Origin of the sequence: Halogranum amylolyticum (genome assembly GCF_900110465.1) — an archaeon.
Taxonomy (GTDB): domain Archaea; phylum Halobacteriota; class Halobacteria; order Halobacteriales; family Haloferacaceae; genus Halogranum; species Halogranum amylolyticum.
In genome coordinates this window covers 386952-400428 of record NZ_FODV01000002.1, presented here as the reverse complement: position 1 = coordinate 400428, position 13477 = coordinate 386952, and the positions used below count along the sequence as shown (strand labels likewise).

Annotated in this window: 12 protein-coding genes; 8 read left to right on the top strand and 4 right to left on the bottom strand. The window is 65.3% G+C overall.

Features of this window, described 5'->3' with window-relative positions; genetic code table 11:
* Window positions 1-28: 28 nt before the first annotated feature.
* Window positions 29-544 carry an Lrp/AsnC family transcriptional regulator gene (locus BSG17_RS05225; protein ID WP_089821710.1) on the top strand — a complete coding sequence of 172 codons (516 nt, stop codon included), beginning with the start codon at window positions 29-31 and terminating at the stop codon, window positions 542-544.
* A 65-nt stretch (window positions 545-609) separates the two neighbouring features.
* On the opposite strand, the gene BSG17_RS05220 is transcribed toward BSG17_RS05225, so the two are convergent.
* Both BSG17_RS05220 and BSG17_RS05215 read right to left on the bottom strand, forming a co-directional pair.
* Window positions 610-1332, bottom strand: a complete 723-nt coding sequence (locus tag BSG17_RS05220) for a phosphoglycerol geranylgeranyltransferase (RefSeq protein WP_089821709.1) — start codon at window positions 1330-1332, stop codon at window positions 610-612.
* Between the two features lie 457 nt (window positions 1333-1789).
* The gene (locus BSG17_RS05215) at window positions 1790-4288 is read right to left on the bottom strand and encodes a DNA topoisomerase I (RefSeq protein WP_089821707.1); all 2499 of its coding nucleotides are present in this window, start codon (window positions 4286-4288) and stop codon (window positions 1790-1792) included.
* A 218-nt stretch (window positions 4289-4506) separates the two neighbouring features.
* On the opposite strand from BSG17_RS05215, the gene BSG17_RS05210 reads away from it, so the two are divergent.
* Window positions 4507-5412, top strand: a complete 906-nt coding sequence (locus tag BSG17_RS05210) for a diacylglycerol/lipid kinase family protein (protein ID WP_244531484.1) — start codon at window positions 4507-4509, stop codon at window positions 5410-5412.
* 42 nt (window positions 5413-5454) lie between these two features.
* Here BSG17_RS05210 and BSG17_RS05205 read toward each other — a convergent pair whose 3' ends face one another.
* Entirely contained in the window at window positions 5455-5739 is a 285-nt protein-coding gene (locus BSG17_RS05205; protein WP_139246551.1) for a hypothetical protein, read from the bottom strand.
* Between the two features lie 103 nt (window positions 5740-5842).
* Here BSG17_RS05205 and BSG17_RS05200 point away from each other — a divergent pair, with 103 nt between their 5' ends.
* Window positions 5843-6031: a hypothetical protein gene (locus tag BSG17_RS05200; RefSeq protein ID WP_089822015.1), complete on the top strand. Its 189-nt coding sequence runs from the start codon at window positions 5843-5845 to the stop codon at window positions 6029-6031.
* A 27-nt stretch (window positions 6032-6058) separates the two neighbouring features.
* Here BSG17_RS05200 and gatB read toward each other — a convergent pair whose 3' ends face one another.
* Complete coding sequence (gene gatB / locus BSG17_RS05195) at window positions 6059-7549, bottom strand: Asp-tRNA(Asn)/Glu-tRNA(Gln) amidotransferase subunit GatB (protein WP_089821702.1); 1491 nt, start codon at window positions 7547-7549, stop codon at window positions 6059-6061.
* Between the two features lie 102 nt (window positions 7550-7651).
* On the opposite strand from gatB, the gene BSG17_RS05190 reads away from it, so the two are divergent.
* From BSG17_RS05190 to BSG17_RS05170, 5 genes are all read left to right on the top strand, one after another.
* Window positions 7652-7939 carry a DUF211 domain-containing protein gene (locus BSG17_RS05190; protein WP_089821700.1) on the top strand — a complete coding sequence of 96 codons (288 nt, stop codon included), beginning with the start codon at window positions 7652-7654 and terminating at the stop codon, window positions 7937-7939.
* A gap of 7 nt (window positions 7940-7946) precedes the next feature.
* Complete coding sequence (locus BSG17_RS05185; RefSeq protein WP_089821698.1) at window positions 7947-8528, top strand: VIT1/CCC1 transporter family protein; 582 nt, start codon at window positions 7947-7949, stop codon at window positions 8526-8528.
* A gap of 105 nt (window positions 8529-8633) precedes the next feature.
* Window positions 8634-8894, top strand: coding sequence for a DUF7518 family protein (locus BSG17_RS05180; RefSeq protein ID WP_089821697.1), 261 nt, complete (start codon window positions 8634-8636; stop codon window positions 8892-8894).
* A 77-nt stretch (window positions 8895-8971) separates the two neighbouring features.
* Entirely contained in the window at window positions 8972-12550 is a 3579-nt protein-coding gene (gene smc / locus BSG17_RS05175) for a chromosome segregation protein SMC (RefSeq protein WP_089821695.1), read from the top strand.
* Complete coding sequence (locus BSG17_RS05170; RefSeq protein WP_089821693.1) at window positions 12543-13466, top strand: segregation and condensation protein A; 924 nt, start codon at window positions 12543-12545, stop codon at window positions 13464-13466. The genes smc and BSG17_RS05170 overlap by 8 nt, the downstream gene beginning before the upstream one ends.
* Window positions 13467-13477 lie beyond the last annotated feature (11 nt).

Below are 13477 nucleotides of genomic sequence, written 5' to 3'. Positions count from 1 at the left end.
TTTCAGCGACCGGGCCACCTGACAGGGTATGCCGAACCGCGAGTTGGACGAACTCGACCGGTACATCGTGTACCGCCTCCAGCAGAACGCACGGAGTACGTCGGCCGCAGAGATCGCAGAGGACTACGGCGTGTCGCCGAGCACGGTTCGGAACCGGATCGGCCGCCTCGAGAGCGACGGCGTCATCCAGGGGACGCATCTCGACATCGACTACGAGCTCGTCGGCTACCAGCTGTTCACGATCATCTTCTGTACCGCGCCGATTCCTAAGCGCGAACAGCTCGCACGCGAGGCGATGGACGTCCCCGGCGTCGTCTCCGTCCGCGAACTGATGACCGGCGAGGAGAACCTCCACGTCGTCGCGGTCGGCCGCGACAGCGACGACCTCAGCCGTATCGGACGCGACCTCTCGAAACTCGGCCTCGAGATCGTCGAAGAGGAACTGGTCCACAACGAGTACTCCTGCCCGTTCTACTGGTTCGGACAGGACACGACGTCGCCCGGGGAGGAACAGGCCTCCGATTCGGACCCGAACGGCGCGTAGCGAGAAGCGACACTGCTCGGAACCCGACTCGCGGGTCGGAGACGTGACGGACGACCGACCGCCGCTCAGGGTTCGGCCAGTTCGGCGTGAGCGTCGGTGACGCCCTCGACCGTCTCTCGGACCGCGTCGACGCCCTCGTCGTGCAGGAGGTTGCCGACGACGACGACGTCCGCGTTGCCTCCCATCTCGTAGGCTGTCTCGTAGTCGTGGATGCCGCCGCCGTAGAACAGCGTCGACTCCTCCAGCGCGTCGTGAGCGGCACCGACCTTCTCGGGGTCGCCGTAGGTGCCGGAGTACTCGACGTAGACGATCTCTTGGCCGAACATCTTCTCGGCGACGCGGGCGAAGGAGGCGACGTCGTCGGCGTTCTGGTCGCAGTCGGCCTCGGTGTACTCCGCCACGGAGGAGTCGGGGTTGAGCACGATGTACGCCTCGGTGTGGGTGCGGTCCCAGTCGAGGCCGTCCTCGATGCGGACCCACTCCTTGTGCGCGCCGGTGACCCAGAAGGAGTCCTTCGCGTTGAACACCGTCGGGATGAGATAGCCGTCGAGGGCGTCGTCGTCGATGACGACGCCGGGGTTCGACGGCTCCTGATAGATGGGGACGTCGTACTTCGCACAGGCGTCGACGACGCGTTCCATCTTCTCTTCGGTCATGTCGAGCGTGCCGCCGATCTCGAGGGCGTCGGTGCCGGTCGCACAGACGTCTTCGAACGTCTCGCCCTCGACGAGATCTTTGTCCGGGTCGATCTTGGTGATGTGGTCCCAGTCTGTCCAGGGAGCAGTCATTGGGGGCTATACTCCGTGAGGGGATGAAAAAGGGTGCGAATCGGCGAGTGGTACGGTAGCGACGCTCAGTCGGCGGAGAAGCCGTGGAGTGCGCGGTGTTCTTGGAGAGTGGGCCACACAAGATGCAACCGTCAGCCACGGCGCGTGATACTCCTGCGAGGTCTTCACGAGCGTGAGCGAGTGAGGGGCGGCGAGAGCTTCGCTCTCGCAAGGGATGAGCGAACGAGCAGTGCGAGTGAGCGAATCGGTTGCTGTGGGTGGGATAGAAAGGGGCTGTACGCTCGTCGGCCCGAACCCGCAAGCACCGCAAGGAGTGAAGCGACTGCGGCGCACAGCGCGGTTCGCGGAGTCACGAGCGTGCAGGGGCTTTCAAGATGTGCTCCAAGTGTCAGACGAAACCAATCAACACTACGTCCGACGACTCGCGACAAAAAACGCCGACTAGAGCTTCACGCTCTCAATCCGCACTCGCCTGCCACTTCCGCACCGTGTCGGCGCCGACGCCGCTCACCTTCGCCGCGACGTCGTCGGGGTCCGACTCCTTCAGCCCGGGGACGTCCTCGATACCGGCCTCCTTCAGTTTCTCGGCGGTCTTCTCGCCGATTCCTTGGATCGACTCCAGCTCCGACCCGCCCGCCTGACGGGCCTGATACTCGCGGTAGTTGCAGATGGGACAGCCGAGTTCCCACGGCTCGTCGCCCGAGTGGACGACCAGATGTGGCAGCCCGTGCTCCTCACACTCTTCGTCGGTGATTTCGATCTCCCCGCGCCGGGGCAGCGGTAGCGAGTAGTCGCAGTCGGGGTAGCGCGTACAGCCCACGAGCCGCGAGCCGGAGCGGAGCTGTTTGATCGCGAGCTCGCCGCCGTGCTCCTCGCCGCATTCGGGACAGACACCGATCACCTCGTCCTCCTGTTCGTCGGCCTCGTCGGCCTTACACTGCGGACAACCGTGGGTGAACGTCTTCCGGCCGGCGAGCATCTTCACCTCGTGGAGGTCGTGCTCCTCGCAGGTATCCTCGAGGATGAGCGGTTTGCCGGTCGACGGCAGCGGGAGCGTGTAGGTGCAGTCGGGGTAGCCGTCACAGCCGACGAAGTACGAGCCGTGTCGGGACTTCCGAACGAGGAGGTCCTCGCCGCACTCCGGACACGGCCCGAGCGTCTTGTCCGCCTTCAGCGACTCCTTGAGCTGTGAACCCAGCTCCTCGCTGTTCTCCATCAGCCCCTCGAACACCTGCTGGAGCATCTCGCGGGACTCGTCGGTGACGTCCTCGTAGTCGGCCTCGCCGTCGGCGATGGCGAGCATATCCTCCTCGAGTTGGGCGGTCATCTCCTCGCTGACGATGAGGTCAGCGAAGTCCTCGCCGGCCTTGACGACCGCCCGCGCCAACCGCGTCGGCTTCGGCGGATCCGACTCGATGTAGCCGCGGTCGTAGAGCTTCTGGATGACGTCGTGGCGCGTCGCTTTCGTCCCGATGCCCATCTGTTCCATCGTCTCGATGAGTCGCGACTGGCCGTAGCGCCGCGGCGGCTGGGTCTGCTTGGCCTCGATGCGGGTGTCGGTGACTGCGAGCTCCTCACCCTCCTCGACGTCCGGCACGAAGCTCTCGGTGTTGTTGAAGTACGGGTAGACCGCGTGGTAGCCCTCCTCGATGAGGCGCTTCCCGTTGGCCTTCAGCGAGAGGCCGGCGACGTCGGCGACGACGCGCAGATGCTCCCACTTCGCGGCCTCGGCGACCGTCGCGAAGAAGCGCCGGACGACGAGTTCGTACACCTCGCGTTCGTCCTCCGAGAGATCCGACGCGGACGGGAGCTCGCCCGTCGGGTGGATCGGGGGGTGGTCGGTGGTCTCCTTCTCGCCCGCGGTCGGTTCGATCTCCTCCTGTTCGAGCAGCGACTCGGCGTCCTCGCCGAACTGCCGACTCCCGGTGAACGCGTCGAGCAGTTCCCGCGGGTCGAGATCCTCGGGGTAGTGCGTGTTGTCCGTTCGGGGGTAGGTGACGTACCCGGCCGTGTAGAGGTCTTCGGCGATGCTCATCGCCCGCTGGGCTGAGTAGCCGATAGAACCGGCGGCGCGGATGAACTGCGTCGTGTTGAACGGCGCGGGCGGTTCGTCCGTCCGCGTCCGCCGCCTGACGGAGGTGACCGTCGCCGTCGACTCGCTCTGGAGCGTCTCGTAGGCCTCCTGTGCGGCGTCTTCGTCCCAGACGCGCTCGGCTTCGTTGCCGTCCTCGTCGAGATAGAAGTACTGCGCCTCGAACGCGTCGCTATCCTTCTCCAGACCCGCAAACAGCTCCCAGTAGTCCTCGGGGTCGAACGCGTCGATCTCGCGTTCGCGGTCGACGATGAGCTTCAACGTCGGCCCCTGTACTCGGCCGACCGAGATGAAGTCGTTGCCGAGCTGCCGCGCCGACAGCGAGAGGAAGCGCGTGAGCGCCGCCCCCCACACGAGGTCGATGACCTGTCGCGCCTCGCCAGCAGCGGCCAGATCGAAGTCGAGGTCGTCGCGGTTTTCGAACGCCTCGGTCACCTCGCGTTTCGTGATAGACGAGAAACGCACGCGGTCGACGGGGACCTCCTCGTTGACCTCACGGACGAGTTCGTACGCCTCCTTCCCGATCAACTCTCCCTCGCGGTCGTAGTCGGTCGCGATGACGACCCGCCCCGCCTTCCGTGCGAGTCGTCGGAGCGCGGCGACGATGCTCTCCTGTGTCGGCTGTTTGTCGATGGGGGCGTCGATGAGCTCGACCGGTTCGACGTCCCGCCAGTCGTTGTACTCCGGCGGGAAGTCGACGCCGACGACGTGGCCGGACAGGCCGATACAGCGCTTCCCACCCCACTTGTAGACGTTGACGCCGTTCATCCGCTCGGCCTCGGCGGAGTCGCCGCTGAGAATGGCCGCGATTCGCCTCGCGGCGTTGTCTTTCTCCGTGATGATCAGTTCGGGGCCTCGACTCATTGGCCAGCGATAGGCGAAGCGACGGCCTAAATCTTTCGTGCCTCGGACGAGAAAACCGCAAGACAGCGTCGACTCAACGTGCGCGAGCGAGCGTGCATTATGCGTACGGACGTGTGCGGGTGCAACAGGTGTCGTAGATGTCGTCCCGCCGTGTGTGTCGTCCCGTGTCCCCTGCGGCGGCCGGTACATCAATGACCTCGGCGGACGCCACTCTGTACGTGCACGACCGCTGGCTCGTCCTCAACCCGACGAGTGGGACCGCCGACCACGTCGACCGCGTCCGTTCGCTCGCCGCCGAGCGAGGCTACCGCGTCGAGGAGACGGAGGCGGAGGGACACGCGGTCGAACTCGCGGCGATGGCTGCCGACCACGACGTCGATGTCCTCGGCGTCGCCGGCGGCGACGGGACGCTCAACGAGGTCGTCCGCGGCCTCGTCGCCGCCGACGGTCTCGACGACGTGACGGTCGGCGTCGTCCCGACGGGCACTGAGAACCTGTTCGCGACGAACGTCGGAATCACCGACGTCGAGCAGGCGTTCGGCATACTCGACGTGGGTGAGCGGCGGCGAGTCGATCTCGGCGTCGCCGACGACACCCCGTTTCTCATCTCCTGTGTCGCCGGGTTGACCGCGGAGGCGAGCATCTCGACGTCCAGCGAGTTGAAAGAGCGGTTCGGGTCGCTGGCGTTCGCCATCACCGGCGTCCAGGAGGCGACGGACTTCGACGGCCTCCACATCGACTTCACGGCCGTCTCGAACGGCGAGGAACGGACGTGGGAGGGGGAGGTGCTGGGTGCGCTCGTCGGCAACGTCCGTCGGTTCGCGAGAGAGGGGGGACAAGCGAACGTCGAAGACGGTCTGCTCGAGGTGGTCGTCATCGAACAGATGCCGCCGAGTCGCGCGGTCGCGGAGGCCGCCGCCCATCGCGTGTTTGGCCAAGAGACGGAGCACGTCCACCGCTTCCAGGCGAGTCAGGTCACGTTTGACGCGCTCGACGACGACCCCATCAACTTCAGTATCGACGGCGAACCGAGTCGGCACGACCGACTGGTGTTACACGACCGGCCGAAGACGCTCTCGGTCTGCGTCGGGCCGGGCTACGACCCCGACCCGAACGACGAGTGACGGGACGGTGGACGTCGACGTGCTCGCTCGTGTCGGGTCCCGTTAGCCGTCTTCGGGAACAGACGACCCCTCGTCCTCCAACCGAGCGGCGACACGACGGTCCATCGTCTCCTCGAACCACTGTCGAAGCGCGTGGACCATCCACGTCACGACGACGAGCACGCCGGCGAGGAAACAGAGCACGAGGACGACGAGGTCGGTTCCCGACACGTGTTCGAAGACCGCCGTGTCACCCTGTGTGAAGGCGACGACGGCGGCGAGGAGGAGGACGAACGCGAAGGCGAGAAACAGCGGGAGCGGAGACTCGTTCTCGGACATCGTAGACACGTGACTGGAGTCGAACAGTGACCCGAAAAACGTGTCGCGTTCGTGAATGGCCGCTCGCGACGACACGCCAACAATGAAGCACGCGCTCGACGTATGTCAACACATGTCTCACATCCCCGAACGCGTCGAACTGTTCGTCTGTGCGAGCTGTCAGTCAGCCTATGCCGGCTCACCCGTGAAGACAGAGACTGGTCACAGCTACGAAGCACCCGACGTGTGCTCAGGATGCGACGGCGAGGAGTTCGTCGCCATCGAGCAGTGGCCGCACTACGAGTCAGAGACGAACCAGTAGTCGTCTGAGCAGGCGGCCGAGTGGGCGTTACTCGTCCAGTCGCTCGCGGAGCAGTTCGTTGACCGTCCCCGGATCGGCCGAGCCGCGGGACTTCTGCATCACCTGTCCGACGAGGAAGTTGAGCGCGCCGCCCTCGCCGGCGTGGTAGTCGTCGATGGCGTCGGGGTTCTCCTCGATGGCCTCGTCGACGAAGCCGCCGATCTCGTCGTCGTCGGCCTTTCCTAATCCTTCTTCGTCGATGACGGTGTCGGGGTCGACGCCCTCGTCGAGCATCTGCCGGAGGACGACCTCCTCGGCGTTCTTCGTCGTGATGTCGTCGGCGTCGACGAGTTCGACGAGGCGCTTGAACTCGTCGAGTCGGTCGGTGACGTCGGTGATCTCCATGTCGCGGTAGTTGAGTTCGCCGAGCAGGTTGTCGGCGACCCACGTCGCCGCCAGATCGGGGTCGAACGACTCGGCGACGTCCTCGTAGAAGTCCGCGACCTCCTTCGTCGACGTAAGCTTCGAGGCGGACTCCTCATCGAGGTCGTACTCCTCGCGGAACCGCTCGCGGCGGGCGTCGGGGAGTTCCGGGATCGGGATCTGCTCTTTCCAGTCTGAAACTTGCAGCGGCGGCAGGTCGGCCTCGCGGAAGTAGCGGTAGTCCTTCTCCTCCTCCTTGGAGCGCATCGAGACGGTGATGCCACGAGACTCGTCCCAGTGGCGCGTCTCCTGTTCGACGGCGCGACCGCGCTGGATGGCGTTCTTCTGGCGGGTGACCTCGTAGGCCAGCGCCTTCTCCGCACCTTTGTGACTGGAGATGTTCTTGACTTCGGTCCGGTTCGCCGATTCGAGCGTCTCGACGGCGACGTCGCCGTTGTCGTCGACCTCGTCGGCCGGCACCATCGAGATGTTGGCGTCGATACGGAGCGACCCGTCACGGGTAGAGTCGAAGACGCCGAGATATTCGAGCACCTCTTCGAGTTTCGCGAGGAAGTTCCGGACCTCTTTGGGGCTCCGGAAGTCGGGTTCGGTGACGATCTCCATCAGCGGCGTCCCCGCGCGGTTGTAGTTGACGAGCGTGTAGTCGGCGGTGTCGATGCTGCCACCCTTATGCTGGAGGCTGCCGGGGTCCTCTTCGAGGTGGGCGCGCCGGACGTCGATGACGCGCCGCTCGTCTCGGATGTCGACCGCCAGTCGGCCGTCCTGACAGATAGGGGCGTCGTACTGGGTGATCTGGAAGTTCTTCGGCAGGTCGGGGTAGTAGTAGTTCTTCCGGTGGAACGTCGTCTCCTCGGGGATGTCGGCGTCGAGCGCCTTGCCGATCTTGACGGCCGCCTCGACGGCTCCTTCGTTGAGTACGGGCAGCGCACCGGGGAGGCCGAGACAGACGGGACAGGTCCGGCTGTTGGGCTCTTCGTCGGCCACCGCCGCGGTGGAACAACCGCAGAAGATCTTCGTCGCCGTCTCGAGTTGGACGTGGACTTCCAGCCCGATGACGGAGGCGAGGTCTCGCTGTTCGAGCGCCTGAGCAGTCATTGTCCGGGGTTTGCGTGCCGATGGCTAAAGGCTAACGGGACTGCGGTCCGCCCAGGAGAACAGTCCCGTATCCTTTTGCTCCCGTCTGTCCACGTTCCCCCCATGGAACCCGTCAGGCGACTCGTCGTCGACCTCCTGAAACCCCACGACCCCGACATCGTCACGCTCACTCGCCACGTGGCCGCCTGCGACGGCGTCTCGGGCGTGAACGCGGCGCTCGTCGAGACCGACCGCGAGGTCCAGAACCTGAAGCTCACCATCGCGGGCGACGACGTCGACGAGACTGCCGTCTTCGGCACCATCGAGGAGATCGGCGCGACGGTCCACTCCGTCGACCAGGTCGTCTGCGGGGACGTCGTCGTCGAAGAGAGCGCGACACCGCAGGACTGACGCGCCGATGCGTCGCCTCGTCTCCCAGTTTCGGTCGCTCCTGCAGGACGAGGAGGTCCGGTCGATCTCGCGGCGCTACTTCATCTCTAACGGGTTCGACGGGACGCTGACGAGCATCGGCGTCGTCGTCGGGTCGCTGCTCTCGGGCGTCCCCGACGGGGCGACCGTCGTCGCCGTCGGCCTCGGGGCCGCCGTCGGCCTCGCCACGTCTGGCGTCTGGAGCGTCTGGGAGATCGAACGCGCCGAGACGCAGGCGGCGATCCTCCGACTGGAGCGAGCGATGTTGACCGACCTCGACGACACGGCCGTCCAGCGGCGGAAGGCCAGCGCTCGGTCGGTACACGCCGTGATGAGCGGTCTCGGACCAATCTTCGGCGTTCTCTTGCCGCTTCTCCCGTTCCTCTTCGAGGGACGGGGGCTGACGATGCTGCAGGCGACCGTCGTCGGCGTCGCAGTCGGCGTCGCCGTCCTGTTCACGTTCGGCGCGTACCTGAGTACGATCTCCCGGCAGCGGTGGTACGTCGCCGGTGCGCGGATGGGGCTTGCGGGACTCGTCGTCGCAGCCGTCAACTACCTGTTACCGGGGTGAACGGACCGCAGAGGCCGCTCCGTGGCCGGTCGTGTGACGAAGTATCATACATCCCTACTTAACGTCTGACGTACCTTTATACGGCCGGCGACAGCCAGTAGGTCCATGAGCAACCGGGTGGAGGAACTCGAATCGACGGTGAAGGAGCTACAGGCAGCAGTCAACGGGCTGACCGAAGAGCTCGTCGAGACGAAAGAACGCGTTCGGCAGCTTGAAGAGGAGGTCGGCGTCGACGTCGCGCCGAGTCGACGCGAGCAGCTCGAACAGACGGCCGACGACGGAGAGGTCGAAGAGGATAAAGCCGACGACGCCAAGGAAGGAGACGACGAGGAAGAGTCCAGCGGAAGCGACATCATCGTCGCGTAAGCTCGCGACTTCTCCCCTCGCGAGCGCCGATGAACGACGTTCATCGAGCCGTTCACGTCGGAACGTGAAGACAACCCATGCATATCAAAGAGCTCGTCCTCGACGACTTCAAGAGCTTCGGGCGGAAGACCCGAATCCCGTTCTACGAGGACTTCACGGTGGTCACCGGACCGAACGGTTCGGGGAAGTCCAACATCATCGACGGGGTCCTCTTCGCGCTCGGACTCGCCCGTACCCGCGGGATTCGCGCAGAGAAACTGACCGACCTCATCTACAACCCCGGCTACGACGACGGCGAGGAGCCACCCGGGACGAAGGAGGCCAGCGTCACCGTCGTCCTCGACAACGGCGACCGGACCCTCGAGCGGTCACAGGTAGTCAACGCCGCCGGCACGGACAACGTCGGCGACGTCGACGAGATCACCATCAAGCGCCGAGTGAAGGAGACCGAGGACAACTACTACTCGTACTACTATCTGAACGAACGCTCGGTCAACCTCTCGGACATCCAGGACCTGCTGGCGCAGGCCGGCGTCACGCCCGAGGGGTACAACGTCGTCATGCAGGGCGACGTCACCGAGATCATCAACATGACGCCCTACCAGCGGCGAGGCATCATCGACGAGATCGCCGGCGTCGCCGAGTTCGACGCGAAGAAAGAGGACGCCTTCGGCGAACTCGAGACCGTCGAGGAACGCATCGGCGAGGCCGACCTCCGCATCGCCGAGAAGGAAGAGCGGCTCGACCAACTGAGAGACGAACGTGAGACGGCCTTGGAGTACAAATCGCTCCGCGAGGAGAAAGAGGAGTACGAAGGCTACCTCAAAGCCGCCGAACTCGAAGACAAACGCGCCGACCTCGAACGGACGACGACGAAACTCGAGACGAAGGAGTCGGAGCTCGACGAGCTGCAGTCGGTGCTCGACGAGAAGCAGGGTCGCGTCACCCGCCTCGACGACGAGCTGGAGGAGCTCAACCGCGAGATCGAGCGGAAGGGCGAGGACGAACAGCTCCGCATCAAATCGGAGATCGAGGAGGTCAAAGGCGAGATCAGCCGTCTCGAGGGGAAGATAGAGACGGCCGAGGAGCGCATCGAGGAGGCCGAGAGCGAGCGCCGACAGGCGTTCGTCGGCATCGACCGCAAGGAGGAGCAGGTCGAGGAGTACGAAGACGAGATCCGCTCCGTCAAAGTCGAGAAGGCCTCCGTCAAGAGCGACGTCCAGTCGAAGCAGGTCGAACTCGCCGAGGTCCAAGCCGAGATCGAGAGCGTCGACACCGAGTTCGACGAACTCAAAGACGAGCTCGCCGACCGAAAAGAGACGCTGGAGGAGCTGAAGACCGAGAAGAACGACCTTCAGCGCGAGAAAGACCGCCTGCTGGACGACGCGCGTCGTCGCTCCAACGAGATCAGCGAGACGCGCGACGAGATCGAGGCCGCCCACGAGCGAATCCCCGAACTGAAGGCCAAACTGTCGGAGCTCCACAGCGAACTCGACAAGGCCGAGAAGAACAAATCGAAGGTTCAGGGGGTCGTCAACGACCTCCGCGACGAGCGCAAGGAGATCAAAGACGAACTCTCCGACGTCGAAGAGAAGATCCGGCGAAAGCAGAGCCAGTACGCCGAGTTGGAGTCGCGTTCGAACGACGGCGGCAACTCCTGGCCGCGTGCGGTGACGACGATCATCAACGCCGAGATGAGCGGCGTCCACGGCGCGGTCGGCCAACTGGGAAGCGTCCCAGGCGAGTACGCCACCGCCTGTGAGACGGCCGCCGGCGGCCGACTGGCGAACGTCGTCGTCGACGACGACGGCGTCGGCTCGAACTGTATCGACTACCTGAAGCGCCGCAACGCGGGTCGGGCGACGTTCCTCCCCATCACGAAGATGGACAACCGGAGTCTCCCGCGAAAACCCAACAGACCGGGCGTCGTCGACTTCGCGTACAACCTCGTCGACTTCGACGGTCGGTACGCGAGCGTCTTCTCTTACGTCCTCGGGTCGACGCTCGTCGTCGAGGATATGGACACCGCTCGCGACCTGATGGGCGACTACCGGATGGTGACGCTCGACGGCGACCTCGTCGAGCGTTCCGGAGCGATGACCGGCGGCTCCGGCGGCGGGTCGCGCTACTCCTTCTCGAAGTCCGGCGAGGGCCAACTCGAACGTCTCGCCACGGAGATCTCGGATCTGGAAGATCGTCGACAGACGCTGCAGTCGGAGATAGAGGACGTCGAGGGACGCATCGACGACGTCCGCGACCGACAGGCCGACGCCACCGAGAAGGTCCGTTCGATCCAGAGCGACATCGACCGCGTCGAGTCGGACGTCGAGGAGGCGGAGGCGGAGATCGAGTCGCTCGAAGACCGCCTCGAGGAGCTACAGGACGAACGCGAGGACGTCGACGCCGAGATGCAGTCGCTCGACGAGCAGATCTCGGCGAAGGCCGAGACCATCGCCGCCGTCGAGAGCGACGTCGAGGAGTTAGAGACCGAGCTGAAGGACTCGAAGATCCCGGAACTCACCCAGCAGGCCGACGAGATCCGCGACGACGTCGACGAGTTGGAAGACCGGATGGACGACCTCGACGGCCGACTCAACGAACTCCAGTTGGAGAAACAGTACGCCGAGGACGCCGTCGACGACCTCCACGACACGGTCGAGTCCGCCCAGAACCGCAAGGCGGCCGCCGAGGAGGACATCGAGGAGTACGAGGCGGCGATCGAGGAGCAGGAGGCCGTCCTCGAGGAGAAACGCGAGGCGGTCTCCGACCTCGAAGACGAACTCGCGGAACTCAAAGCGGAGCGCAGCGAGCTGAAGGAGGAACTGCGCGAGGCCAAAGACGAACGCGACGCGCAGAAGGAGAAGGTCTCCACCGTCGAGTCGCGACTCTCCAGTCTCGAGAGCGCCGTCGAACGGCTGGAGTGGGAGATCGACGAACTCGAGACCGAGGTCGGCGACTACGACCCTGAGAACGTCCCCGACCACGACGAGGTGCAGTCGACCATCGAGCGGCTCACCGAGCAGATGGAGGCGCTCGAACCGGTCAACATGCTCGCCATCGACGAGTACGACGAGGTCGAAGACGACCTCGAGACGCTCCAGGAGGGTCGCGACACGCTCGTCGAGGAGCGGGACGGCATCCGAGAGCGCATCGAGTCCTACGAGTCCCAGAAGAAACAGACGTTCATGACGGCGTTCGACGCCATCAACGACCACTTCCAGGACATCTTCGAGCGACTCTCGGCCGGGACGGGCGAACTCGTCCTCGAGAACCCCGAGGACCCGTTCGAGGACGGGTTGACGATGAAGGCCCAACCCGGCGACAAACCGGTCCAGCGACTCGACGCCATGTCCGGCGGCGAGAAGTCGCTGACGGCGCTGGCGTTCATCTTCGCCATCCAGCGGCACAACCCGGCACCGTTCTACGCGCTCGACGAGGTCGACGCGTTCCTCGACGCGGTCAACGCCGAACGCGTCGGCCAGATGGTCGACGACCTCGCGGGCGACGCGCAGTTCGTCGTCGTCTCCCACCGGTCGGCACTGCTCGAACGGTCCGAGCGCGCCATCGGCGTGACGATGCAGGAGGACAACGTCAGCGCCGTCACGGGTATCCAGTTGGGCGACCTCGAGGGTGCGGAGGTCAGCGCGGATGACTGACCCCCGCGAGAACGGCGACGAGCGGACGAACGGGTCGAACGGCCTCCTCCCCGGCGACGTCACTGACGACCTCGCAACCGACGCCGACGTCGACACCGACGACGACGAGGTCGAACCGGTCGAACTTCTGGTCCAGCTGGCCGAGGACGGCGAGATAGAGCCGTGGGACATCGACATCGTCGCCGTCACCGACGCCTTCCTCGAGCGACTGGACGCGACGGACCTCCGAACCTCCGGTCGCGCGCTGTTCTACGCGAGCGTCCTCCTGCGGATGAAGAGCGACGAACTGCTCTCGCCGGACGACCCCGAACCGGACGAACCGGAGTTGGAGCCGTGGGAGATGGCGATGCAGGGCGGCGACCCGGCCGACGACGGCCCCGCGACGAACGGGGGCGGGTTCGACCCGGTCGACGCGCTCGAAGAGGAGATGGACCGTCGACTCGAGCGCAAGCGTGCCCGTGGGTCGCCCGAGACGCTGGACGAACTCGTCCGCGAACTCCGCGAGGCCGAACGCGGGTCGTGGTGGAAGGAGTCCCGCGAGTACGACACCTCCGACTCCCCGAGCGGGTTCGGGCGAGGGACGCAGACGCTCGACTACCACGCGGCCGACGACTTCCGCCGCGAGGGCGAACCCGACGAGGCAGACGTGACGGGGACCGCCCACGAAGAGGACATCGAGGCGACCATCGACGACGTCGAGGCGGCGCTGGCGACGCAGTACGACGAGGGCCGCGACGAGGTGTTGTTCGCCGAGATCCGCGACGCCGGCGGGCGGGCGTTTCAGACGTTTCTCGCGCTGCTGTTTCTCGCCCACCGCGGAGCGGTCCGACTCGAACAGGACGAACTGTTCGGCGACCTCTGGATACAGGACCCGACCGCCTCCGAACGAGACGAACTCGAAGCAGTCGCCGACTGAGCGACCGTTTC